At 55.4% G+C, this 25789-nt stretch carries 18 protein-coding genes, 1 tRNA gene, 3 rRNA genes and 1 riboswitch; of the genes, 15 read left to right on the plus strand and 7 right to left on the minus strand.

Annotated features, from left to right (window positions below):
• Positions 1-3: 3 nt before the first annotated feature.
• A complete protein-coding gene (locus tag ACYAC5_RS01290; RefSeq protein WP_309836353.1) occupies positions 4-192 on the minus strand; it encodes a DUF1127 domain-containing protein in 189 nt (62 codons plus the stop codon).
• Positions 193-367: 175 nt separating this feature from the next.
• Between ACYAC5_RS01290 and ACYAC5_RS01295 the strand changes: the two genes are divergently transcribed.
• Positions 368-1822: an aminotransferase-like domain-containing protein gene (locus tag ACYAC5_RS01295; protein ID WP_312464701.1), complete on the plus strand. Its 1455-nt coding sequence runs from the start codon at positions 368-370 to the stop codon at positions 1820-1822.
• Positions 1823-1975: 153 nt separating this feature from the next.
• Here the strand turns inward: ACYAC5_RS01295 and thiE are convergent, their stop codons facing one another.
• The 3 genes from thiE to rsd all read right to left on the minus strand — a co-directional run bounded on the left by thiE (position 1976) and on the right by rsd (position 5475).
• Complete coding sequence (gene thiE, locus ACYAC5_RS01300) at positions 1976-2623, minus strand: thiamine phosphate synthase (protein WP_110868437.1); 648 nt, start codon at positions 2621-2623, stop codon at positions 1976-1978.
• Positions 2620-4542, minus strand: coding sequence for a phosphomethylpyrimidine synthase ThiC (gene thiC / locus ACYAC5_RS01305; RefSeq protein ID WP_277974381.1), 1923 nt, complete (start codon positions 4540-4542; stop codon positions 2620-2622). Before thiC ends, thiE begins: the two co-directional genes overlap by 4 nt.
• 90 nt (positions 4543-4632) lie before the next feature.
• Positions 4633-4733: riboswitch (TPP riboswitch) on the minus strand.
• A gap of 235 nt (positions 4734-4968) precedes the next feature.
• Positions 4969-5475, minus strand: coding sequence for a sigma D regulator (gene rsd / locus ACYAC5_RS01310; RefSeq protein ID WP_101763024.1), 507 nt, complete (start codon positions 5473-5475; stop codon positions 4969-4971).
• Between the two features lie 88 nt (positions 5476-5563).
• On the opposite strand from rsd, the gene nudC reads away from it, so the two are divergent.
• The 6 genes from nudC (at position 5564) to ACYAC5_RS01340 (ending at position 9963) form a co-directional block, all read left to right on the plus strand.
• Entirely contained in the window at positions 5564-6337 is a 774-nt protein-coding gene (gene nudC / locus ACYAC5_RS01315) for an NAD(+) diphosphatase (RefSeq protein WP_110868440.1), read from the plus strand.
• A gap of 39 nt (positions 6338-6376) precedes the next feature.
• The gene (gene hemE / locus ACYAC5_RS01320) at positions 6377-7444 is read left to right on the plus strand and encodes a uroporphyrinogen decarboxylase (RefSeq protein ID WP_192415504.1); all 1068 of its coding nucleotides are present in this window, start codon (positions 6377-6379) and stop codon (positions 7442-7444) included.
• Positions 7445-7446: 2 nt separating this feature from the next.
• The gene (gene nfi / locus ACYAC5_RS01325) at positions 7447-8115 is read left to right on the plus strand and encodes a deoxyribonuclease V (RefSeq protein WP_217550759.1); all 669 of its coding nucleotides are present in this window, start codon (positions 7447-7449) and stop codon (positions 8113-8115) included.
• Positions 8116-8177: 62 nt separating this feature from the next.
• Positions 8178-8768, plus strand: a complete 591-nt coding sequence (locus ACYAC5_RS01330; protein ID WP_110868442.1) for a YjaG family protein — start codon at positions 8178-8180, stop codon at positions 8766-8768.
• Between the two features lie 188 nt (positions 8769-8956).
• A complete protein-coding gene (hupA, locus tag ACYAC5_RS01335) occupies positions 8957-9229 on the plus strand; it encodes a nucleoid-associated protein HU-alpha (RefSeq protein ID WP_007886275.1) in 273 nt (90 codons plus the stop codon).
• Positions 9230-9297: 68 nt separating this feature from the next.
• Entirely contained in the window at positions 9298-9963 is a 666-nt protein-coding gene (locus ACYAC5_RS01340; RefSeq protein WP_192415506.1) for a DUF1481 domain-containing protein, read from the plus strand.
• 44 nt (positions 9964-10007) lie between these two features.
• Here the strand turns inward: ACYAC5_RS01340 and purD are convergent, their stop codons facing one another.
• The gene (purD, locus tag ACYAC5_RS01345; RefSeq protein WP_192415508.1) at positions 10008-11288 is read right to left on the minus strand and encodes a phosphoribosylamine--glycine ligase; all 1281 of its coding nucleotides are present in this window, start codon (positions 11286-11288) and stop codon (positions 10008-10010) included.
• A gap of 18 nt (positions 11289-11306) precedes the next feature.
• Positions 11307-12896: a bifunctional phosphoribosylaminoimidazolecarboxamide formyltransferase/IMP cyclohydrolase gene (gene purH, locus ACYAC5_RS01350; protein WP_192415510.1), complete on the minus strand. Its 1590-nt coding sequence runs from the start codon at positions 12894-12896 to the stop codon at positions 11307-11309.
• A 630-nt stretch (positions 12897-13526) separates the two neighbouring features.
• Here purH and ACYAC5_RS01355 point away from each other — a divergent pair.
• The 8 genes from ACYAC5_RS01355 (at position 13527) to aceK (ending at position 24771) form a co-directional block, all read left to right on the plus strand.
• Positions 13527-15066: ribosomal RNA gene (locus ACYAC5_RS01355) — 16S ribosomal RNA — on the plus strand.
• A gap of 88 nt (positions 15067-15154) precedes the next feature.
• A tRNA-Glu gene (locus ACYAC5_RS01360) sits at positions 15155-15229 on the plus strand.
• 215 nt (positions 15230-15444) lie between these two features.
• A 23S ribosomal RNA gene (locus ACYAC5_RS01365) occupies positions 15445-18349 on the plus strand.
• 106 nt (positions 18350-18455) lie between these two features.
• A 5S ribosomal RNA gene (rrf, locus tag ACYAC5_RS01370) occupies positions 18456-18571 on the plus strand.
• Together the 16S, 23S and 5S rRNA genes with 1 tRNA gene alongside form the textbook arrangement of a ribosomal RNA operon.
• A 296-nt stretch (positions 18572-18867) precedes the next feature.
• Positions 18868-19797, plus strand: coding sequence for a homoserine O-acetyltransferase MetA (gene metA, locus ACYAC5_RS01375; protein ID WP_101763126.1), 930 nt, complete (start codon positions 18868-18870; stop codon positions 19795-19797).
• 266 nt (positions 19798-20063) lie between these two features.
• On the plus strand, positions 20064-21662 hold the full coding sequence (aceB, locus tag ACYAC5_RS01380; RefSeq protein ID WP_462062282.1) for a malate synthase A: 1599 nt from the start codon (positions 20064-20066) through the stop codon (positions 21660-21662).
• Positions 21663-21678: 16 nt separating this feature from the next.
• Positions 21679-22980, plus strand: coding sequence for an isocitrate lyase (gene aceA / locus ACYAC5_RS01385; RefSeq protein ID WP_101763124.1), 1302 nt, complete (start codon positions 21679-21681; stop codon positions 22978-22980).
• A gap of 57 nt (positions 22981-23037) precedes the next feature.
• The gene (gene aceK / locus ACYAC5_RS01390; RefSeq protein ID WP_192412743.1) at positions 23038-24771 is read left to right on the plus strand and encodes a bifunctional isocitrate dehydrogenase kinase/phosphatase; all 1734 of its coding nucleotides are present in this window, start codon (positions 23038-23040) and stop codon (positions 24769-24771) included.
• Here the strand turns inward: aceK and iclR are convergent.
• A complete protein-coding gene (iclR, locus tag ACYAC5_RS01395) occupies positions 24768-25601 on the minus strand; it encodes a glyoxylate bypass operon transcriptional repressor IclR (RefSeq protein ID WP_192412740.1) in 834 nt (277 codons plus the stop codon). The two genes, aceK and iclR, sit on opposite strands and share 4 nt — an antisense overlap.
• Positions 25602-25789 lie beyond the last annotated feature (188 nt).

Raw genomic sequence — 25789 nt, forward strand, 5'->3', positions numbered from 1 at the left:
TTGTCAGAACTTGCGGCAGACATCTTCGCGTGTCAGTCCGATATCACGCAGCTGGTTATCACTCAGTTTTGACAGGATGCGGTGAGTTTCACGCCGTGCTTTCCAGTGTTTAACCATACGCACTACGCCGCGGAAGATATCCAGTAAAGTGACATCAAAAGGTTTAGCCGCGCGGTTTTGATCGAATTCCATAATCCTTGCCCTCAGTAGGTTGCCTGAGAAGCATTGTCTTATTCCCACGCATTATGATACAGACGCAAAAAACACTTATCTTTAACATACAGATTGCCTTAAGGTGGATCTGAATGGTAATAATGAGGTCTATCTGTACTGGTTTATTATGATTGATGGCTGAGTGAGGCATACGATGACGCGCTACCAACATTTAGCATGTTTGCTTTCGGATCGTATAGAGCAAGGGCTGTACCGCAGCGGCGAGCGCTTGCCGTCGGTGCGCACGCTGAGTCTTGAACACGGCGTGAGTATCAGCACCGTTCAGCAGGCATATCATCTGCTGGAAGAGAAACAGCTGATTGTGCCGCAGCCACGTTCCGGATATTTCGTTGCAACACGCAAAGCGACGCCGCCGATGCCGGCCATCACCCGACCTGCACAGCGTCCGGTGGAAATCACGCAGTGGGAATCGGTGCTGGAGTTGCTCAGCAGCCGAACTAATAACGATGTGTTGCAACTCGGCAGCGGTATGCCTGATCTGACCCAGCCCACGTTGAAACCGCTGTGGAAAATTCAAAGCCGTATGGCGCAGAAGCAGGATATCGATCAGCTCAACTATGACAGTTTGCTGGGTGTCGCGGCACTGCGCGAACAGGTTGCGCGCCTGACGATCGACAGCGGTTGTCAGCTCACGGCAGACGATATCGTGATCACCACCGGCTGCCATGAAGCGTTGTCGATCTCGATTCGTGCGATATGTCAGGCTGGTGACATCATTGCGGTGGAGTCGCCGACTTTCCACGGCACCATGCAAACTCTGCGCGGCTTCGGCATTCGCGCCATTGAGATTCCTACCGATTCGGTTACCGGCATCAGCCTGGAAGCGCTGGAACTTGCGTTCGAACAGTGGCCGATTAAAGCGGTGGTGGTGGTGCCAAACTGCAATAATCCGCTGGGCTTTATCATGCCGGAATCTCGCAAACGTGCGCTGGTGACGCTGGCACAGCGTTTCGATGCCGCGATTATTGAAGACGATGTGTACGGCGAGCTGGCGTGGGAGTATCCGCGTCCGGTTACCCTTAAGTCATTGGATCACGATGGACGGGTATTGCTGTGCAGTTCCTTCTCCAAGACGCTGGCGCCGGGGCTGCGTGTCGGTTGGGTGGCGCCGGGACGCTATCGCGATCGCGTGCTGCATATGAAATATATCAGCACCGGATCGACGGCCACCCAGCCGCAACATGCGGTCGCCGAGTTTATTCGTCTTGGTCATTATCTGCCGCATTTGCGGCGCATGCGTCAGGTGTATCAACGCAATTATGAAACCTTTAGCTGCTGGGTACGCCACTACTTTCCGTGTGGGATTTGTGTGTCGCGTCCGCAGGGCAGTTTCCTGATGTGGATTGAATTGCCAGAGGCATTTGACGCGGTCAGGCTCAATACCGAATTGCGTGAGCTGAACATGCAGGTTGCCGTCGGCTCGCTGTTTTCGGCCTCGGGTAAGTATCGCAACTGCTTGCGCCTGAATTATGGTTTGCCAATGAATGAGCACACAGAGCAGGCGATAGCTCAACTCGGCGCAGCGGTAGAACGTGCCATGCTGGCTTGTAGTCATGGATCCGTGCATACCTCCTCCCTGATCACGTGAAGAAAGGCAGGGCTGGGAGAGGTTGAGACCAGCCCTGGCCCGCTGCAAGCGACAGCGGGCAGGCACACTTTAGTCTTGTCAGGAAATGACGCCAGCCCCTACATCACGCTGCTGCGCGGCAGATTCCAGCGTTTCATCTTTACTTGCCGCGCATTACACTGCTTCTGCAGGTTCGATTCCATTTTCCACCAGTGACAGTAACTGCTGCGTTGCTGCGCGCCAGTCGGCGGCCTGGGTAATCGCGCTCACCACCGCAATGCTGCCCACGCCGGTAGCCAGCACTTCCGGCACGCGCGCCAGTGAAATACCGCCAATCGCCACGGTTGGCACATTCTGCAAACGCGCCAGGTGGCGTTTCAATTCCACCACGCCTTGCGGCGCAGAAGGCATATCTTTGGTTTGCGTAGGATAGATGTGGCCAAGCGCAATGTAAGAAGGGCGCAGCGCCAGAGCCCGATCTAACTCGGCATCGTCATGCGTCGATAAACCCAGGCGCAATCCCGCCTCGCGAATGGCCGCCAGATCGGCTACATCGAGATCTTCCTGGCCGAGGTGCACGCCATAAGCGTGATATTTAATGGCTAAGCGCCAGTAATCATTGATAAACAGGCGAGCGCGATACTGTTTGCCGAGTGCAATCGCCTCGCGCACCGCATCTTCCACCTCGTAATCTTCACAATCTTTGATGCGCAGCTGTATGGTGCGCACACCGGCTTCCAGCAAGCGCGCGATCCATTCCACGCTATCAACAACCGGATACAGCCCCAGCTTTGAGGCTGTGGCAGGAAAGGCGTCGGTCATACATTTTCCTCTTTAAGGGTATCGGCAGCGTGATAGATCTCGCCGCCACGATTGCGGAAGGCGTTCGACATTTGCGCCATACCCATCTCAATCGGCTGGGCTTCAGCCTGTTGGCGGGCGGCAAACTCACGCACTTCCTGGGTAATTTTCATCGAGCAGAATTTCGGGCCGCACATCGAGCAGAAGTGCGCCACTTTTCCCGATTCCTGCGGCAGGGTTTCATCGTGATAGGCGCGTGCGGTGTGCGGATCGAGCGCCAGATTGAACTGATCTTCCCAGCGGAATTCAAAACGCGCTTTCGACATCGCATTGTCACGGATCTGCGCACCGGGATGACCTTTCGCCAGATCCGCCGCGTGCGCAGCGATCTTGTAGGTGATCAGCCCTTGCTTCACATCCTCTTTGTTCGGCAAACCGAGGTGCTCTTTCGGCGTCACGTAACACAGCATGGCGCAGCCGAACCAGCCAATCATGGCCGCGCCGATGCCGGAAGTGAAATGGTCATAGCCGGGCGCGATATCGGTGGTGAGCGGGCCAAGCGTGTAAAACGGGGCTTCGTGACAATGCTCAAGCTGTTCGGTCATATTGCGTCGAATCATCTGCATGGGCACATGGCCCGGACCTTCAATCATCACCTGCACATCGTATTCCCAGGCGATTTTGGTCAGTTCGCCCAGCGTATGCAGTTCGGCAAATTGCGCCTCATCGTTGGCATCCTGAATCGAGCCGGGACGCAGGCCGTCGCCCAGTGACAGCGCCACATCGTAGGCGGCACAAATTTCACAAATCTCGCGGAAGTGCAGATAGAGGAAATTTTCGGTGTGATGCGACAGGCACCATTTCGCCATAATCGAGCCACCGCGCGACACAATGCCGGTCAGGCGTTTGGCCGTCATCGGCACATAGCGCAGCAGCACGCCAGCGTGAATAGTGAAGTAGTCAACGCCTTGTTCCGCCTGCTCCAGCAGCGTGTCGCGGAAAATCTCCCAGTTGAGATCTTCTGCAATGCCGTTCACTTTCTCCAGCGCCTGATAAATCGGCACCGTACCAATCGGCACCGGACTATTGCGCAAAATCCACTCACGCGTTTCATGGATATAGCGGCCGGTTGAGAGATCCATCACAGTGTCTGCGCCCCAGCGCGTTGACCACACCAGCTTCTCCACTTCCTCTTCAATAGATGAGCTCACCGCAGAGTTGCCAATGTTGGCATTCACTTTCACCAGGAAGTTGCGGCCGATAATCATCGGTTCGGATTCGGGATGGTTGATGTTCGAAGGGATGATGGCGCGCCCATTGGCGACTTCTTGACGGACAAATTCCGCGGTGATATTTTCTGGCAGATTGGCACCAAAGCTGTGACCCGGATGCTGCTGTAACAGCACTTCACCGCGAATACGCTCGCGGCCCATGTTTTCACGCAGCGCGATAAACTCCATCTCCGGCGTGATGATGCCCTGACGCGCATAGTGCAGTTGGGTAACCCGGCGACCCGCTTTGGCACGGCGCGGTTGCGGCAGCTGCTCAAAACGCAGATGGTCCAGGCCTTCATCCGCCAGACGCTGCTGCGTGTAACGGGAACTCAGCTGGTGGATGGTTTCGCTGTCGTCACGTTCTTCGATCCAATTGGCACGCAGCCTGTCGAGTCCCTGATGCACATTAATGGTGGCTTGAGGATCGCCATAAGCCCCGGCGGTGTCGTAAACCGGCACCGCTTCATTTGGCTCATAGTGCGGATTCTCTTTGCTGCCGCCTATGTGCGTTGGACTGAGCTGTATCTCACGCATCGGCACGCGAATATCCGCGCGGCTGCCGGTGATCCAGATACGTTTGGAGTTGGGGAAAGCGGTTCCCTGCAGGGAATCGATAAATTCTTGCGCCTGAGCGCGTTGTTCACGACGAGAAGTTTTAGCAGACATAGCAAGTTTCCGGTAACGGTTGGAAGTTGCTTGTCCAGAGTTCGGAAGGAGTAACAGGTACGGTGCCGGGCGCCAGCATGCACCGTGCTGATAATGTCTACTCTTGTTCCCTTCGCAGGTACTAACCTGATCAGGTTCCGCGGATCCCGAATTAACGGTCTCAGCCCTAGAGGGCACTCCGACAAGTTGGTGTTTTGTGGTTTAAGCTACTTTGCTTGCCATTTTGCACCTGGGCAGTGCTCGTGACCGTCACGTACTACGTGTACGCTCCGGTCCCTGCGCGCTGTCCGAGTGCAAACTGGCTGCGCACGCTACGCTTAAACCGCAAAATTTGCCTTTTGATTGTCGTTAAAGAAGACAATAAAAAAGCCCATTTAGCATAAGAGGGCTTTTCTTGAATAACAAGTTTTTTACATCTTCGGGGTTCTAAGCCGGGCGGGCAATGGCGCTGTCGTTGGCAACCGGCGGAAGCGCCAGCTGGTTGTCCCAGGCGAGTTGCACCAGCTTATCTTCCAGCGTGAAGCGCGATTCCAGCACCTCGCCGACTTCGGAGAGCGCGGTTTGAAAATCCACGCAATTATCATCGTTAATCGCTTGCTGCAGATGGCTATCGTAGAGCTGCATGATGCGATCGGTATTCGCCTCCAGTGCCGGATAAATCTGCGCAGCGACGAATAAGGGGCTATCACCCTGCATCTCACTAATGATGTGTTCATACACGCTGAAATGGCCGGTGGAAAGGTAATCCACCAGGTTGTGACAAAATGCGTCCAGCGCCTGTTCATCCAGCGTGGATAACGCATCTTTTTGTGGCTTCATGCCAATAAGCTCGTAGTAAGTGACGAGCAGCTGTCGACGGGCGCGCAGCCATGAATCAACCAATTCATTTCCGCCGCCTACACGCTCTGTCAGGTTATCTAACTGGTTAAGCATATGGGGCTCCAGGTAGGTTATAGTTGTTTATTACACACTTAATATTAGGATTTCAGCGTGCGATTTGACGCTAAGGACAACGATTAAGATGCAACGTGAGATCTCAAGCTTAGACGCTGGATGGTGGGTTGTCAGCCATGAGCAAAAACTTTGGTTGCCGCAGGGCGAATTGCCGCATGGCTTAGCCAGCGATTTTGGCCTCAGCGGCAGCAACGCGATTTTGATCGGCGAGTGGCAGGGCGAGAATGTCTGGCTGGTACGTGAATCGCGTCCGGACAGCATGGGCTCCGTGCGCCAACTGATTGATGAGGATGTCGGCCTGTTCCAAATCGCCGGACGTGGCGTGCAGCTGGCGGAGTTTTACCGCTCGCATCGCTGGTGCGGCTATTGCGGCCATGAGATGCACATCAGCAAACGCGAATTTGCCTGCTTGTGCAATCACTGCCGCGAGCGTTATTACCCGCAAATTGCGCCGTGCATCATCGTGGCTATCCGCCGTGGCGATGAGATCCTGCTCGCCAATCATGCGCGTCATCGTAACAATATCTACACCGTGCTGGCGGGCTTTGTCGAAGTGGGCGAAACCTTAGAACAAGCGGTGGCGCGGGAAGTGATGGAGGAGAGCAACGTGCGGGTGAAAAACGTGCGTTACGTTACCTCGCAGCCGTGGCCGTTCCCGCACTCTCTGATGATGGCGTATATGGCGGAATATGACGGCGGCGATCTGCAACACGACGGCAAAGAGCTGCTGGATGCCGGCTGGTATCGCTACGACGATCTGCCGCTGTTGCCGCCGCCCGGCACGGTGGCGCGTCGCCTGATTGAAGATACCGTTGCCCTGTGCCGCGCCAGCGCGGCGTGAAAATGCTACACTGCTGGCCTTAGCATGAGAGAGCCCATTATGAGTGAACTGAAGAACGATCGTTATCTGCGCGCCCTGTTACGTCAGCCGGTAGATGTCACACCGGTATGGATGATGCGACAAGCCGGGCGTTATTTGCCGGAGTACAAAGCCACGCGCGCTGAAGCCGGTGATTTTATGTCGCTGTGTAAGAATGCTGAGCTGGCGTGTGAAGTCACGCTGCAACCGCTGCGTCGCTATGCGCTGGATGCGGCAATTCTCTTCAGCGATATCCTCACCATTCCGGATGCGATGGGACTTGGGCTCTACTTTGAGACCGGCGAAGGCCCGCGTTTCTCCAATCCGATCACCTGCCGTGCGGATGTCGACAATCTGCCAGTGCCGGATCCAGAGCAAGAGCTCGGTTATGTGATGAACGCGGTGCGTACCATTCGTCACAACCTGAAAGGCGAAGTGCCGCTGATCGGTTTCTCCGGCAGCCCATGGACGCTGGCAACCTACATGGTTGAAGGCGGCAGCAGCAAAGCGTTCACCAAAATTAAAAAGATGATGTACGCCGAGCCGCAAACCCTGCACAAGCTGCTGGATAAGCTGGCAGATAGCGTGATTCTTTATCTCAATGCGCAGATCAAAGCTGGCGCGCAGTCGGTCATGGTGTTCGACACATGGGGCGGCGTGCTGACCGGACGCGACTATCGCGAATTCTCGCTCTATTACATGCATAAAATCGTCGATAGCGTGCTGCATGAGAATGAAGGTCGCCGCGTTCCTATTACGCTGTTCACTAAAGGTGGCGGCCAATGGCTGGAAGCGATAGCGGCGACCGGCTGCGATGCGCTGGGACTCGACTGGACCACCGATATCGCCGATGCGCGTCGTCGTGTGGGTGATAAAGTGGCGCTGCAGGGCAACATGGATCCTTCCATGCTGTATGCACCGCCTGCGCGCATTGAGCAGGAAGTCGCCGGGATTCTCGAAGGTTTTGGCACTGGCGAAGGTCACGTGTTTAACCTGGGCCACGGCATCCATCCTGATGTGCCGCCTGAGCATGCTGGTGCGTTTGTTGAAGCGGTGCATCGTCTGTCACGTCCGTATCATCAGGGCTGATGATGGATTTAGCCGCACTACGCCAGGAACAGTTACAGCGCGCTGCTGATGTGGTGCGGCAGGATGATTTCGATGTGCTGCCGCCACGCTTTATTGGTGGTGCCGACGTGGGATTTGAACAGGGCGGCGAGATCACGCGCGCGGCTCTGATCATCCTCGAGTATCCATCCTTAAAGCTGGTGGAACACCGCATTGCGCGCGTGGCCACCACCATGCCCTATATTCCGGGCTTCTTATCCTTCCGCGAAATGCCGGCGCTGCTGGAAGCCTGGCAGCAGCTCTCCCAGTTGCCCGATCTGCTGTTTGTGGATGGCCACGGTATTTCCCATCCCCGTCGGCTTGGCGTGGCGGCGCATTTCGGTTCGCTGGTGGATGTGCCCACCATTGGCGTGGCGAAGAAGCGTTTGTGTGGACGTTTTGCTGAGCTGGACGCCGAGCCAGGCAGCCGTCAGCCGCTGCTCGACAAAGGCGAACAGATTGGCTGGGTATGGCGCAGTAAAGCGCGCTGTAATCCGCTGTTTATCTCGACCGGCCATCGCGTCAGCATGGATAGCGCATTGCAATGGGTGGAAGCCTGTACTGCGGGCTATCGTTTGCCGGAACCGACGCGTTGGGCGGATGCTGTCGCCTCCGGACGCCCGGCCTTTCTGCGCTGGCAAAACACGCCTTAACGCTGTTTGTGCCCGGCTTTTGCGGTACACTGCCGCCAGCTAACCTATTGAGAGTAAGTTTGATGTTACAGAATCCCGTCCATTTGCGTCTGGCGAAGCTTGAAAGCTGGCAGCATATGACTTTCATGGCCTGCCTTTGCGAGCGTATGTTCCCCAACTATTGGGCTTTTTGTCAGCAGACCGCATTCGCCGATCCGCAACTCTATCGCCGCATCCTCGATCTCATCTGGGAAAGCCTGACGGTCAAAGATGCCAAAATCAATTTCGACGGTCAGCTGGAGAAATTTGAAGCGGCGATCCCGGATGGTGACGATTTTGAGGTTTACGGTGTTCATCCGGCGATTGATGCCTGCGTGGCCTTGAGTGAACTGCTGCATGCACAGCTCAGCGGCGAAACGCTTGAGCACGCCGTTGAAGTCAGCCGTACATCGATCACCACCGTGGCGATTCTGGAAATGACGCAGGCCGGTCGCGAAATGACCGACGAAGAGCTGCGCGGAAATCAGGCTGTCATCGATGAATGGGACCTGCAGTGGGAGATTTTCCGCCTGCTGTCAGAGTGCGAGGAGCGAGACCTGGAATTGATTAAAGGCCTGCGTGCAGACCTGCGCGAAGCGGGAATCAGTAACATCGGTATACTTTTTCAGCAATAAGGCAAGAAAACGTGACTTCAGGCCCGAATTACCGCGCCTGGAGGCTTCACATCAGCCCCCAGTCTGGTCTACATTTGGGGGGCTGAAAATTGTGGCTATCGGTGCGTGCCGGCTGAACAAGGTCTGAGAATGGCTTTTCCCTCGCACTCGTTGCTTAGCAAGCGATAAATACACTTTAAGGATAACTTATGAACAAGACTCAACTGATTGATGTGATCGCAGAGAAAGCTGACCTGTCTAAAACCCAGGCTAAGACTGCGCTGGAATCTACCCTGGCTGCGATCACTGAGTCTCTGAAAGAAGGTGATGCTGTACAACTGGTTGGTTTTGGTACTTTTAAAGTGAACCACCGCGCTGAGCGTACCGGTCGCAACCCGCAGACTGGCAAAGAGATCAAAATCGCAGCAGCTAACGTGCCAGCGTTCGTTTCAGGCAAAGCTCTGAAAGACGCTGTTAAGTAAGTTTCCGCATTGCGGTTTAGCTTTAAAAGAGGGGGCGTTAGCGCCCCTTTTTGTTGCCGGGACCTGCCATGCTGAATTCAATTCCTCAGCGCGTTTGCGCCCTGTTATTTGGTGCGCTGCTGACGGGCTGTAGCTCCACTCCTGAACTTCCTGCCTTCACGGCGAGCGGCTATTTGGCCGACCGCGGCACTGTGCGCATCTGGCGCAAGAATAGCGACCATCAAGTTGTTCACCTGCGTACGGTCTTCACGCCGTTTAATGGCGATGCGATGGAAACCACTGACTACAACTGGCAGCAGCAGAAGCTGATTAGCGTCGAACGGCGCGTCGCGGGTGCTCAGCCGGATGATGTCACCTTACGCTTTGATCATCTGGGCAATCTCAATTTCATGCAGCGCCAGCTGGCGGGACGACGTGAAGCAGTCAGCGCTGATAGCGTTGAGCTGTATCGCTTCGATGCGCAGCGCATGCTGGATCAGAGCAATGCGTTGCTGGAAGGCCGCGTATTACTGCGTCAGGGCCATTGGCTGGGTGGCAATCAGGTGCGTGAGTGCGATGACAAGCTGGTGAATGCGGCCTTTGATCGCGACACGCTGTATACGCTAGGTCGCCAGCAGCAGAGCCAGGCTGCGCCATTGATGGTGTCGTGGCTGGAAGCGCCGGAGGGTGTGCAACTGCTGCGTGCTACGCCGGATGACGAATGCAGCTGGCAGCCAAAAGAGAGTGATTTCTGACAGGCGGATAAGAGAAGGGGCACTTGCTGTGCCCCTTTGCATACTTATTTGCGGTTAATCGCGCGGTAGCCGATATCGCGGCGGCAGAAGCTGCCATCCCAAGAGATATGCTGCGCCAGCGCATATGCGTTTTTCTGCGCAGCGGCAACATTGTCGCCCAGTGCGGTGACGCACAGTACGCGACCACCGTTGGTGACCACCAGATCGTCCTTCATGGTGGTGCCAGCGTGGAACACTTTGCCGTCCGGCACTTCTTCCAGCGGCAGACCGTGAATCTGATCGCCCGTGTTGTAATCGCCCGGATAACCACCCGCCGCTAACACCACGCCGAGAGAGGGACGCGGATCCCACTGCGAGGTTTGCTGATCCAGTTTACCGTCGGTAGCCGCCAGACACAGCGCCACCAAATCCGACTGCAAACGCAGCATGATCGGCTGAGTTTCCGGATCGCCGAAGCGGCAGTTGAATTCGATCACTTTAGGCTGACCGGCTTTATCGATCATCAACCCAGCGTACAGGAAGCCGGTATAGATGTTGCCTTCTGCTTTCATACCGTTGACGGTTGGCCAGATGATCTGATCCATCACGCGCTGGTGGATCTCATCGGTTACCACGGGCGCCGGAGAATACGCGCCCATGCCGCCGGTATTTGGACCGGTATCGCCATCGCCGACACGTTTGTGATCCTGGCTGGTGGCCATCGGCAGCACGTTGTTGCCGTCGACCATCACGATGAAGCTGGCCTCTTCGCCATCAAGGAACTCTTCAATCACGATGCGGTGACCAGCATCGCCGAACGCATTGCCAGCCAGCATGTCCTGCACAGCGGCTTCCGCTTCCGCCAGTTCCATCGCCACGATCACGCCTTTACCGGCAGCCAGACCGTCAGCTTTGATCACGATCGGTGCGCCTTTCTCACGCAGATACGCCAGCGCAGGCTCCACTTCGGTAAAGTTCTGATATTCAGCGGTTGGAATCTGCTGACGTGCCAGGAAATCTTTGGTGAACGCCTTTGAGCCTTCCAGCTGGGCAGCGGCTTGCGTTGGGCCAAAGATCTTCAGGCCTGCAGCACGGAACGCATCAACTACGCCAATCACCAGCGGTGCTTCCGGACCAACGATGGTCAGATCGATCTTTTCCTGCTGAGCAAAGGCCAGCAGCGCGGGAACGTCGGTGGCGCTGATTGCCACGTTTTGCAGAGCCGGCTCGAGCGCGGTGCCCGCATTGCCAGGCGCGACAAATACTGTTTCCGCCAGTGGCGATTGTGCCGCTTTCCATGCCAGCGCGTGTTCACGTCCGCCATTACCAATCACTAAAATTTTCATCTGTACTGCTCCCAACAATTAATGGCGGAAATGACGCATGTCGGTAAAGATCATCGCGATGCCGTGCTCATCAGCGGCGGCGATCACCTCATCATCACGGATTGAACCGCCTGGCTGAATCACGCAACTGATACCGACAGCCGCAGCGGCGTCGATACCGTCGCGGAACGGGAAGAAGGCATCAGACGCCATCGCGGAGCCTTTCACTTCCAGACCTTCGTCACCGGCTTTGATACCGGCAATTTTGGCCGAGTAAACGCGGCTCATCTGGCCGGCGCCAATGCCAATGGTCATGTTGTCACGTGCGTAGACGATGGCGTTGGATTTAACGAACTTCGCCACTTTCCAGCAGAACAGCGCATCACGCAGTTCCTGCTCAGTTGGCTGACGTTTGCTGACAACGCGCAGCTGGCTGGCATCGACCATGCCCAAATCGCGATCCTGAACCAGTACGCCGCCGTTAACTCGTTTGAAATCCAGCGCCGCAACGCGACCTTGCCACTGACCACACACCAGAACGCGCACGTTCTGCTTGGCCGCGGTAATTTTCAGTGCCGCTTCGCTGGCGGATGGCGCGATGATCACTTCAACAAACTGACGGCTGATGATCGCCTGCGCGGTGGCTTCGTCCAGCTCGCGGTTAAAGGCGATGATGCCACCGAAAGCGGAAGTCGGATCGGTTTTGTAGGCACGCTCATAAGCGTCAAGAATCGAACCGCCAACTGCCACGCCGCATGGGTTAGCGTGTTTGACGATCACACAAGCGGCTTCGTCGAACTCTTTCACGCATTCAAGTGCGGCATCGGTATCGGCGATATTGTTGTATGAGAGCGCTTTGCCCTGAACCTGCTGCGCAGTGGCCACAGAAGCTTCAGCAACATTCTCTTCTATATAGAAGGCAGCATCCTGATGGCTGTTCTCGCCGTAACGCATATCCTGCTTCTTAATGAAGTTGAGGTTCAGCGTACGCGGGAAGCGGCCAGCCGGTTCTTTGCTGTCGCTGTGATAAGCCGGCACCAGGCTACCGAAGTAGTTGGCGATCATGCTGTCGTAGGCGGCAGTGTGTTCGAAAGCTTTGATAGCCAGATCGAAACGCGTTTCCAGCGTGAGCGAGTTTTCGTTGGCATCCAGCTCGGCAATGATCGCTTCGTAATCGCTGCTCTTCACCACGATCGCCACGTCTTTGTGGTTCTTCGCCGCTGAGCGAACCATGGTTGGGCCACCGATATCGATGTTCTCAACCGCGTCAGCTAATGAGCAATCAGGTTTGGCAACGGTTTGTGCGAAGGGATAGAGGTTGACGACCACCATGTCGATTGGGTTGATGGCGTGTTCAGCCATGATCGCATCATCCTGACCACGACGACCCAAAATGCCGCCATGCACTTTCGGGTGCAGCGTTTTGACGCGTCCATCCATCATTTCCGGGAAACCGGTGTAGTCAGAAACTTCGGTGACGGGCAAGCCCGCATCTGCCAGCAGACGTGCGGTACCGCCTGTGGAGAGCAGCTCAACACCACGACTGGAGAGTGCCTGAGCAAATTCGAGGATACCGGCTTTGTCAGAGACACTGAGTAGAGCGCGGCGTACAGGACGACGTTGTTGCATGGTGGTTTTATCCCTTGGCTTTGTTTCGCGTAAAAAAGAGCGTTACATCAAGCTTAGTGTCTCTCTTCTATATAGAAGGAAACGCTTGCCTCATGTAACGCCCCAAAAGGGGCATCCTTGACGTCGCCGGGCATTGTAGCGAAAACGTTTGCGTGATGCTCGCCTAAATTCATTTGTGCGGCAGAGTGTGGATAACACTGTGTGTAACTGCGTATAAGGCGGGGTTTTGCTGTGGAATGCAGCGAACGGTTGTTTTTATTGAATTTAGCGGTTGCGTGCTGAGAACAACTCCCTATAATGCGCATCCATCAACACGGCACAACGGTTTACGAAGTGCGGTGTTGGTGAGGAAGATTCGATAAGAACTTCCGCCGGATGAAAACGCTGAAAAAAGTGTTTGACTCCGAAGGAGAGTAGCGTAGTATACGCCACCTCGCGACAGACGGTTCAGCCGCTGTTCGCAATGCTCTTTAACAATTTATCAGACAATCTGTGTGGGCACTCGCAGGATTGATATCCGCGTCTCCGGACGCAAAAAAATATCAAAGCCTCACGAGTGAACACATAATGAAATTCATTATGACGTTTTACAGATGAGCACCGCTGAACTGGTTTCAGCAAATCAAACTTAAATTGAAGAGTTTGATCATGGCTCAGATTGAACGCTGGCGGCAGGCCTAACACATGCAAGTCGAACGGTAGCACAGAGAGCTTGCTCTCGGGTGACGAGTGGCGGACGGGTGAGTAATGTCTGGGAAACTGCCCGATGGAGGGGGATAACTACTGGAAACGGTAGCTAATACCGCATAACGTCGCAAGACCAAAGTGGGGGACCTTCGGGCCTCACACCATCGGATGTGCCCAGATGGGATTAGCTAGTAGGTGGGGTAATGGCTCACCTAGGCGACGATCCCTAGCTGGTCTGAGAGGATGACCAGCCACACTGGAACTGAGACACGGTCCAGACTCCTACGGGAGGCAGCAGTGGGGAATATTGCACAATGGGCGCAAGCCTGATGCAGCCATGCCGCGTGTATGAAGAAGGCCTTCGGGTTGTAAAGTACTTTCAGCGGGGAGGAAGGCGGTGAAGTTAATAGCTTCACCGATTGACGTTACCCGCAGAAGAAGCACCGGCTAACTCCGTGCCAGCAGCCGCGGTAATACGGAGGGTGCAAGCGTTAATCGGAATTACTGGGCGTAAAGCGCACGCAGGCGGTCTGTCAAGTCGGATGTGAAATCCCCGGGCTTAACCTGGGAACTGCATTCGAAACTGGCAGGCTGGAGTCTTGTAGAGGGGGGTAGAATTCCAGGTGTAGCGGTGAAATGCGTAGAGATCTGGAGGAATACCGGTGGCGAAGGCGGCCCCCTGGACAAAGACTGACGCTCAGGTGCGAAAGCGTGGGGAGCAAACAGGATTAGATACCCTGGTAGTCCACGCCGTAAACGATGTCGACTTGGAGGTTGTTCCCTTGAGGAGTGGCTTCCGGAGCTAACGCGTTAAGTCGACCGCCTGGGGAGTACGGCCGCAAGGTTAAAACTCAAATGAATTGACGGGGGCCCGCACAAGCGGTGGAGCATGTGGTTTAATTCGATGCAACGCGAAGAACCTTACCTACTCTTGACATCCAGAGAACTTAGCAGAGATGCTTTGGTGCCTTCGGGAACTCTGAGACAGGTGCTGCATGGCTGTCGTCAGCTCGTGTTGTGAAATGTTGGGTTAAGTCCCGCAACGAGCGCAACCCTTATCCTTTGTTGCCAGCGGTTCGGCCGGGAACTCAAAGGAGACTGCCAGTGATAAACTGGAGGAAGGTGGGGATGACGTCAAGTCATCATGGCCCTTACGAGTAGGGCTACACACGTGCTACAATGGCGCATACAAAGAGAAGCGACCTCGCGAGAGCAAGCGGACCTCATAAAGTGCGTCGTAGTCCGGATCGGAGTCTGCAACTCGACTCCGTGAAGTCGGAATCGCTAGTAATCGTAGATCAGAATGCTACGGTGAATACGTTCCCGGGCCTTGTACACACCGCCCGTCACACCATGGGAGTGGGTTGCAAAAGAAGTAGGTAGCTTAACCTTCGGGAGGGCGCTTACCACTTTGTGATTCATGACTGGGGTGAAGTCGTAACAAGGTAACCGTAGGGGAACCTGCGGTTGGATCACCTCCTTACCTGAAGATACCTTCCCGCGAAGTGCTCACACAGATTGTCTGATAGAAAGTAATGAGCAAGACGGCTGCGAAGTCGTGACACTATCGTGTCCCCTTCGTCTAGCGGTTAGGACTCCGCCCTTTCACGGCGGCAACAGGGGTTCGAATCCCCTAGGGGACGCCACTTGCTTGGTGACAGGTGAAAGGTGTCTCCACGACGTATCTCAAACGAAGCTTACGAGCTGCGTCTGAGATACTGCTCTTTAACAATCCGGAACAAGCTGAAAATTGAAACGACGCGTTGGTTCATTTCTCCGTAATAAGAAATGAATAACAGCGCGTTCGAGTCTCTCAAATGCTTGCAGTCTGCGCGCGTTGCAAAACGCCTGTGGGTTGTGAGGTTAAGCGACTAAGCGTACACGGTGGATGCCCTGGCAGTCAGAGGCGATGAAGGACGTGCTAATCTGCGTAAAGCGTCGGTAAGGTGATATGAACCGCTACAGCCGACGATGTCCGAATGGGGAAACCCGGTGCACCCAGTGCATCATCGCAACATGAATACATAGTGTTGCGAGGCGAACCCGGGGAACTGAAACATCTAAGTACCCGGAGGAAAAGAAATCAACCGAGATTCCCCCAGTAGCGGCGAGCGAACGGGGAACAGCCCAGAACCTGAATCAGTTTGTGCATTAGTGGAAGCGTCTGGAAAGTCGCACGATACCGGGTGATAGTCCCGTACACGAAAGTGCACAGATTGTGAGTTCGAAGAGTAGGGCGGGACACGTGGTATCCTGTCTGAATATGGGGGGACCATCCTCCAAGGCTAAATACTCCTGACTGACCGATAGTGAACCAGTACCGTGAGGGAAAGGCGAAAAGAACCCCGGCGAGGGGAGTGAAACAGAACCTGAAACCGTGTACGTACAAGCAGTGGGAGCCTCTTTAATGGGGTGACTGCGTACCTTTTGTATAATGGGTCAGCGACTTATATTCTGTAGCAAGGTTAACCGTATAGGGGAGCCGCAGGGAAACCGAGTCTTAACTGGGCGTTAAGTTGCAGGGTATAGACCCGAAACCCGGTGATCTAGCCATGGGCAGGTTGAAGGTTGGGTAACACTAACTGGAGGACCGAACCGACTAATGTTGAAAAATTAGCGGATGACTTGTGGCTGGGGGTGAAAGGCCAATCAAACCGGGAGATAGCTGGTTCTCCCCGAAAGCTATTTAGGTAGCGCCTCGTGAACTCATCTCCGGGGGTAGAGCACTGTTTCGGCTAGGGGGCCATCCCGGCTTACCAACCCGATGCAAACTGCGAATACCGGAGAATGTTATCACGGGAGACACACGGCGGGTGCTAACGTCCGTCGTGAAGAGGGAAACAACCCAGACCGCCAGCTAAGGTCCCAAAGTCATGGTTAAGTGGGAAACGATGTGGGAAGGCACAGACAGCCAGGATGTTGGCTTAGAAGCAGCCATCATTTAAAGAAAGCGTAATAGCTCACTGGTCGAGTCGGCCTGCGCGGAAGATGTAACGGGGCTAAACCATGCACCGAAGCTGCGGCAGCGACACTATGTGTTGTTGGGTAGGGGAGCGTTCTGTAAGCCGTTGAAGGTGTGCTGTGAGGCATGCTGGAGGTATCAGAAGTGCGAATGCTGACATAAGTAACGATAAAGCGGGTGAAAAGCCCGCTCGCCGGAAGACCAAGGGTTCCTGTTCAACGTTAATCGGAGCAGGGTGAGTCGACCCCTAAGGCGAGGCTGAAAAGCGTAGTCGATGGGAAGCAGGTTAATATTCCTGCACTTGGTGTTACTGCGAAGGGGGGACGGAGAAGGCTAGGTTATCCGGGCGACGGTTGTCCCGGTTTAAGCGTGTAGGCTGATACCTTTGGTAAATCCGGGGTATCTTAAGGCTGAGGCGTGACGACGAGCCACCACGGTGGTGAAGTAACTGATGCCCTGCTTCCAGGAAAAGCCTCTAAGCTCCAGGTAACACGAAATCGTACCCCAAACCGACACAGGTGGTCAGGTAGAGAATACCAAGGCGCTTGAGAGAACTCGGGTGAAGGAACTAGGCAAAATGGTGCCGTAACTTCGGGAGAAGGCACGCTGTCATCAGGTGAAGTCCCTCGCGGATGGAGCTGAAGGCAGTCGAAGATACCAGCTGGCTGCAACTGTTTATTAAAAACACAGCACTGTGCAAACACGAAAGTGGACGTATACGGTGTGACGCCTGCCCGGTGCCGGAAGGTTAATTGATGGGGTTATCCGCAAGGAGAAGCTCTTGATCGAAGCCCCGGTAAACGGCGGCCGTAACTATAACGGTCCTAAGGTAGCGAAATTCCTTGTCGGGTAAGTTCCGACCTGCACGAATGGCGTAATGATGGCCAGGCTGTCTCCACCCGAGACTCAGTGAAATTGAAATCGCTGTGAAGATGCAGTGTACCCGCGGCAAGACGGAAAGACCCCGTGAACCTTTACTATAGCTTGACACTGAACATTGAGCCTTGATGTGTAGGATAGGTGGGAGGCTTTGAAGCGTGGACGCCAGTCTGCGTGGAGCCAACCTTGAAATACCACCCTTTAATGTTTGATGTTCTAACGTAGGCCCGTAATCCGGGCTGCGGACAGTGTCTGGTGGGTAGTTTGACTGGGGCGGTCTCCTCCCAAAGAGTAACGGAGGAGCACGAAGGTTGGCTAATCCTGGTCGGACATCAGGAGGTTAGTGCAATGGCATAAGCCAGCTTGACTGCGAGAGTGACGGCTCGAGCAGGTGCGAAAGCAGGTCATAGTGATCCGGTGGTTCTGAATGGAAGGGCCATCGCTCAACGGATAAAAGGTACTCCGGGGATAACAGGCTGATACCGCCCAAGAGTTCATATCGACGGCGGTGTTTGGCACCTCGATGTCGGCTCATCACATCCTGGGGCTGAAGTAGGTCCCAAGGGTACGGCTGTTCGCCGTTTAAAGTGGTACGCGAGCTGGGTTTAGAACGTCGTGAGACAGTTCGGTCCCTATCTGCCGTGGGCGCTGGAGAATTGAGGGGGGTTGCTCCTAGTACGAGAGGACCGGAGTGAACGCACCACTGGTGTTCGGGTTGTCATGCCAATGGCACTGCCCGGTAGCTAAGTGCGGAAAAGATAAGTGCTGAAAGCATCTAAGCACGAAACTTGCCCCGAGATGAGTTCTCCCTGACTCCTTGAGAGTCCTGAAGGGACGTTGAAGACTACGACGTTGATAGGCCGGATGTGTAAGCGCAGCGATGCGTTGAGCTAACCGGTACTAATGACCCGTGAGGCTTAACCTTACAACGCCAGAGGCGTTTTGGTCTGAGAGACCGGATATTTTCAGCTTGTTTACGGATTAAAGAATCAGCGGAAGCGAATGTCATTCGTTTTTGCACAAAGAATTTGCCTGGCGGCTTTAGCGCGGTGGTCCCACCTGACCCCATGCCGAACTCAGAAGTGAAACGCCGTAGCGCCGATGGTAGTGTGGGGCCTCCCCATGCGAGAGTAGGGAACTGCCAGGCATCAAATAGTGAAGAAGCCCCGGACGAGAGTCCGGGGTTTTTTTGCGTCTGAAATCAGCTAAAATCGCATAGAATAGAGCGATTCAGTGTATGAAAATCACGCAAATTTCATCTCAAACTTTCATTTCAAGAAGCAAATCCAGCATAAATACGCCACGACTTATCCCAAATCCCATCTAAAGCTGAAACATTTTCATAAACCGCATGAAGACTCGACATTCTCGACATAACACGTTAATGTCGGGCATCTGGATGTCTAAACGTTTATACGGTTATCAGTACGAGGTGAGCAGGTTATGCCAATCAGGATTCCCGACGAATTACCGGCAGTGAATTTTTTGCGTGATGAAAACGTCTTTGTCATGACGTCGTCGCGCGCCAGTGTTCAGGAGATCCGTCCGCTAAAAGTGCTGATTCTTAACCTGATGCCAAAGAAGATTGAGACAGAAAATCAGTTCCTGCGTCTGCTCTCTAACTCACCGTTGCAGATTGATGTGCAGCTGCTGCGCATTGATAGTCGCGAGTCGCGCAACACGCCGACGGAGCATCTGAACAACTTCTACTGCAACTTCGAAGACATCCAAAACGATAACTTCGATGGACTGATTGTGACCGGCGCGCCGCTGGGATTGGTCGATTTCAATGATGTCGCTTACTGGCCGCAGATTCAGCGCGTACTGCATTGGGCGAATGAACACGTTACCTCCACGCTCTTTGTCTGTTGGGCGGTTCAGGCGGCACTCAACATTCTGTATGGCATTCCTAAGCAGACGCGGCAGAACAAATTGTCCGGTGTTTATGAGCACCAAATCCTGCATCCCCACGCCTTACTAACGCGCGGGTTTGACGACAATTTCCTGGCCCCGCATTCACGCTATGCTGATTTTCCGAGCCAGCTGATCCGCGATTACACCGATCTCGAGCTATTTGCCGAATCGGAATCCACCGGCGCATATCTGATGGCGAGCAAAGACAAGCGCCTGGCGTTTGTCACCGGCCATCCGGAGTACGATGCCCTGACGCTCTCGGGTGAGTATCATCGCGATTACGATGCTGGCCTGCAGCCGGACGTGCCGTTCAATTACTTCCCGCACGACAACCCAGAGCTGCCACCGCGCGCCACCTGGCGCAGCCACGGCAACCTGCTGTTCTCCAACTGGCTGAACTACTACGTTTATCAGATCACGCCGTTCGATCTGCGCCGGATGAATCCAACACTCGAATAGATCAAACACCTCGTTTGATCCTGCCGCGCTAGCCGAAAGCTATCGCGGCTTTTTTTTTGCCTTCAATTCACCAGTGGAAGTTATTGCCTTTAATTCGAGAGATTAAATTACATAAATATCAATCTGATAAATTAACATAAACATTAAAATGGAAATAGTTTTTGAAATTAAAATAAAAATCATTATGCTCTGATCTTGCAGGTTATAAAACACCCTACATCCGGATCCGATCGTTAAACGATGGATCAACTCAGGAGGCAGCCCGCATGACAGACTCGGTTATCAGCAATACGCTAACCTTCAGCCAGCCCTTTACCCACGCGGAAAAGCAGCTGCTTACCCCAGAAGCGATCGACTTTATACACGCATTAGTGGTGCGCTTTGCACCAGAGCGCGAACGCCTGCTGAAAGCACGCCAGCAACGACAGAAGCGTTACGATCAGGGTGAGTTACCCGGCTTTGATTCGGAAACCGCTTCCATTCGTGAAAATGCGTGGCAAGTTCGTCCTATTCCGCAGCTGCTGCAAGATCGTCGCGTAGAGATCACCGGGCCGCCGGATCGCAAAATGGTGATCAACGCGCTCAACGCGAACGTCAACGTCTTCATGGCCGATTTTGAAGATTCACTGGCGCCAACCTGGCAGAAGCTAATCGACGGACAATTAACACTGCGCGATGCCACCAACGGCACGCTGAGCTTTACCAGTGAAACCGGCAAGATCTATCAGCTGCGCGCCAATCCGGCGCTGCTGATGTGTCGGGTGCGCGGTCTGCATCTGAATGAAAAGCATGTGGAGTGGCGCGATCGGGCCATTCCCGGCGGATTGTTCGACTTTGCGCTCTACTTTTTCCACAACGTTGAAGCGCTGCTGGAGAAGGGCCACGCGCCATGGTTCTATCTGCCGAAAACCGAGCATGCCGCTGAAGTGGCGTGGTGGCGTGAGATCTTCCGCTTCAGTGAAGATCGCTTCGATCTGCCGCGCGGCACCATCAAAGCCACGGTATTGATCGAAACGCTGCCGGCGGTATTCCAGATGGATGAGATCCTGTGGGAACTGCGTGATCACGTCGTTGGCCTCAACTGTGGCCGTTGGGATTACATCTTCAGCTACATCAAAACGCTGGGCCAGCATCCCGATCGTATCCTGCCGGATCGCCAGCAAATCAGCATGGATCAGCCATTCCTCGATGCCTATTCACGCCTGCTGATTCGAACCTGTCATCGTCGTGGTGCGCTGGCGATGGGCGGTATGTCGGCGCTGATTCCGAGCAAAGACGCGGAGCGCAATGTATGGGTGACGCAAAAGGTGCAGGAAGATAAAGCGCGAGAAGCGGGCAACGGTCACGACGGAACCTGGGTGGCGCATCCCGGCCTGGCTGATATCGCGATGGAGGAGTTTGACCGTCGGCTGGGCGATCAGCCCAACCAACTGCACATCACGCGTGAGCAGGATGCGCCAATCACCGCCGAACGTCTGCTGGCGCCCTGTCGCGGCAAGCGTACTGAAGCCGGCATGCGCGCCAATATCCGCGTGGCGCTGCAATATCTGGAAGCCTGGATCAGCGGCAACGGCTGCGTTCCGATTGATGGGTTGATGGAAGATGCCGCCACCGCTGAAATCGCCCGCACCTCCATCTGGCAATGGATTCATCACAAACAAATTCTCAGCGATGGCCAGCCGGTAACGGTGGCGCTGTTTGAACGGCTGCTGGAGGAAGAGCTGGCCACCTTGCAGCAAACCGTTGGCGCAGAACGTTTTCAAAATGGGCGCTTCGACGATGCCGCCGCGCTGATGGCGCAAATTACCACCGATGACGAACTGGTTTCCTTCCTCACTCTGCCGGGCTACCGCCTGCTGCCTTGAACCTGGAGATATGACGATGAATCGTACGCAACAGATCAAACAACTGGAATCGAGCTGGAATGATGCGCGCTGGCAGGGAATTACTCGTCCGTACAGTGCGGAGGATGTGGTCAATCTGCGCGGTTCGGTCAATCCCGCCTGCACGCTGGCGGAGCGCGGTGCCACCAAACTCTGGTCGCTGCTGAATGGTGAATCGAGCAAAGGCTACATCAACAGCCTCGGCGCGTTGACCGGCGGACAAGCGGTGCAGCAGGCGAAAGCCGGCATAGAGGCGATTTACCTCTCCGGCTGGCAGGTGGCGGCAGATGCTAACCTGGCCGGGCAGATGTATCCCGACCAATCGCTGTATCCGGTGAATTCGGTGCCAAATGTGGTGGAGCGGATTAATCAGAGCTTCCAGCGAGCCGATCAAATTCAGTGGGCCAGCGGCGTATCGCCAGAAGACAGTGATTTTATTGATTACTTCCTGCCGATTGTCGCCGATGCGGAAGCGGGCTTTGGCGGCGTGCTCAATGCGTTCGAGCTGATGAAATCGATGATTCAGGCCGGTGCCGGCGCGGTGCATTTTGAAGACCAACTGGCGGCGGTGAAGAAGTGCGGCCACATGGGTGGCAAGGTATTAGTCCCAACGCAGGAAGCGATTCAGAAACTGGTGGCGGCGCGTCTGGCCGCGGACGTCATGAACGTGCCGACGGTGTTGCTGGCGCGCACCGATGCGGATGCCGCCGATCTGATCACCTCAGATTGCGACCCGCGCGATGCGGCGTTTATCACCGGCGAGCGCACCTCGGAAGGCTTCTTCCGCACGCGTGCCGGGATTGAACAGGCGATCAGCCGCGGGCTAGCGTATGCGCCTTATGCCGATGTGCTGTGGTGCGAAACCTCAACGCCAGATCTGGAGATGGCGCAGCGCTTTGCCGACGCGATTCACGCGCAGTATCCCGGCAAGTTGCTGGCTTACAACTGCTCGCCTTCGTTCAACTGGAAGAAGAACCTTGACGATCGCACTATCGCCCGTTTCCAGCAGGCGCTGAGCGAAATGGGCTATCGCTTCCAGTTCATTACGCTCGCCGGGATTCACAGCATGTGGTTCAACATGTTTGACCTGGCGCACGCCTATGCACAGGGCGAAGGCATGCGCCATTACGTGGAGAAAGTGCAGCAGCCGGAGTTTGCGGCGCGCGATAAGGGTTACACCTTCTCATCGCATCAGCAGGAAGTGGGCACCGGCTATTTCGATCGCGTCACCAACGTCATCCAGGGCGGACAATCCTCCGTGACCGCGCTGACCGGCTCTACCGAAGCCGCACAATTCTGAAGCCGTTGTAAGGTCGCCATTCAATGGCGACCACTTACCGCTAAAGGAGCGTTGCCGATGACACCGAGAGAATCGCTGATCGCCCACACCATTCTGCAAGGTTTTGACGCGCAGTATGGCCGCTTTCTGGATATCACCGCCGGTGCGCAACAGCGCTTCGAGCAGGCCGACTGGCACGCGGTGCAGCAGGCAATGAAAGCGCGTATCCATCTTTACGATCACCATGTTGGCCTGGTCACCAACCAGCTGCGCATTCTCAATGACACTTCGGACTGGGATGACGCGTTCTGGTTACGGGTGAAAAGCCATTACGAAACCTTGCTGCCCGGCTATCCGCGCCATGAAATCGCCGAAAGCTTCTTCAATTCGGTCTATTGTCGCCTGCAGGGCCACAGCCATTTGTCGCCCGAGCGTCTGTTTATCTTGCCGTCGCAGCCCTATGCGCCTGCACCGGTTGCGCCGCGCCCGCTGTCGCGCCTCTATCGTCCGCAGCAGAATTGGCAGGAAACACTGCGTCAGGTGCTGAATGACATTCCGCTGCGTCTAACGTGGCAGGATCAAACGCGCGATATCGGCTGGATTGTGCGCCATCTGCACGAGCAGTTTGGTGCCACACAGCTGGCGACGGCGACGCTGGATGTCGCCAGCGAACTGTTTTACCGCAACAAAACCGCGTGGATTGTGGCGCGCCTGCAGCTGAGTGATGGCATGGTGCCCTGTTTGCTGCCGATTCAGCGCGATGATGCTGGCCGTTTGTGGATTGATACCTGTCTCACCGACAGCGATGATGCCAGCATCGTGTTTGGTTTTGCCCGCGCCTATTTCATGGTGTACGCGCCGGTGCCAGCCGCGCTGGTGGCGTGGCTGCAACCGATTCTGCCGGGAAAAACCGTGGCAGAGCGCTACATGGCGATTGGCTGTCAGAAGCACGGTAAAACCGAATGCTACCGTGAATACCTGCACTATCTGGCGCACAGTCAGGAAGATTTCACCGTCGCGCCCGGCATCCGCGGCATGGTAATGATGGTGTTCACGCTGCCGGGTTTTGATCGCGTATTTAAGGTGATCAAAGACCGCTTCGCACCGCAAAAAGAGGTCACCGATGCGCAGGTGCGCGACTGCTATCGCATGGTCAAAGAGCACGATCGCGTGGGCCGCATGGCGGATACGCAGGAGTTTGAGCACTTTGCGTTACCGCGCGCGCGTATTCCGGCCGAGCTGATGGCGGAGTTTGAGCGCGATATCCCGGAAAAGCTCGAGCTGCGCGACGATGTGGTGATCATCCGCCATTTGTGGCTGGAACGCCGCATGGAGCCGCTTAATCTGTGGCTGGCTCAGGCTTCGCCGGAACAGCGGCAGCATGCGATTGGCGAATATGGTGATGCGATTCGTCAGCTGGCGGCGGCGAATATTTTCCCCGGCGACATGCTGTACAAAAACTTTGGCATGACGCGTCATGGCCGCGTGGTGTTTTACGATTACGACGAAATCCGCCCGATGACCGAGCTGGTGTTCCGCGATGTGCCGCAGGCGCGCTATGAGGAAGATGAGCTGCAGGCCGAGCCGTGGTACAGCGTCGGGCCGGATGATGTGTTCCCGGAAACCTTCCGCTATGCGCTGTGCAGCGAACCCTCGACCGGCAAACTGCTGCAGGCGCTGCATCCGCAGCTGTTTGATCCCAACTGGTGGCGCGCGCTGCAAACGCGCATCCGCGAAGGGCATATTGAAGAGGTCATTGCGTGGCGCGCCAGCCAGCGTTTCAGCGCGCGCTATGCGTCGGTGGCCGCTTAGCGGCCAGAATAGGTTTGGGTCACCTGCTTCGCGGCGCGGATCACCAGCGCTCCCAGCTCGGTGATGCGGTCGTCAGTCATGCGCGCAATCGGGCCGGAGATTGAGATGGCGGCGAAGGGTTCGCCATGTTCGTCATAAATCGGTGCCGCAACGCAGCGCAGACCCAGCGCGTGCTCTTCATCATCGTGCGAAAAGCCCATCTTACGAATCAGCGCCAGATTCTCCTTCAGGCTGTGCGGCGACATCAGCGTTTTCGGCGTGTAGTGATGCAGCCCTTTTTGATGCAGCAGCGCGGTAACTTGCTCATCGCTCAGATGCGCCAGAAACGCTTTGCCGGCGCCGGATGCATGCATCGGCAGCTTGCCGCCAATCGGCGCGGACATGCGCATCAGCTGCGTACACTGCACCTGATCGATGATCACCGCCTGATAATCGCTGAGATCCAGCACCGCCAGATTCACCGTCTCGCCGGCGTCTTCCATCAGCTTGCGCAGCAGCGGATGCACAATCGCCAGCAGATTGCGGCTCTGCAGGAAGCTGCTGCCGACCACAAACGCGTGCGAACCAATGGTCCACAAACCTAAGTCGCCCACCTGATGCACAAAACCTTGCTGTTGCATGGTGGAGAGCAGGCGATGAGTGGTGGAGTTGGGTAAACCGGCCTGTTGTGCCAGTTCGGTCAGCGCCACGCTGCCTTGGGATTCGGCAATCAGCTCCAGCAGGCGCAGACCACGCGTCAAAGATTGTACTTGCCCGCCGACGGGCGCGCTGGTGGTAGCCGTTGTCGCACGCGGTTTCTTGCCGCGTTTCACGGGCGCAGGGGTTGCCATAACGTCTCCAATTCGCATCAATGCTGGAAACCATTTTCGTTTTTAACCGCATTAATGCAAACGCTGACTTTCTGGTCAGACCTGTCATCGGCAATAGCTGAAAATGTCTCATCTGAGCTGACTTTTGATCACCTGCAAGTTGTGCCAGTATGACTGGCTGGCATATTAGCCAACGCAATGACGTGGAC

The organism is Pantoea sp. y20 (assembly GCF_054903455.1).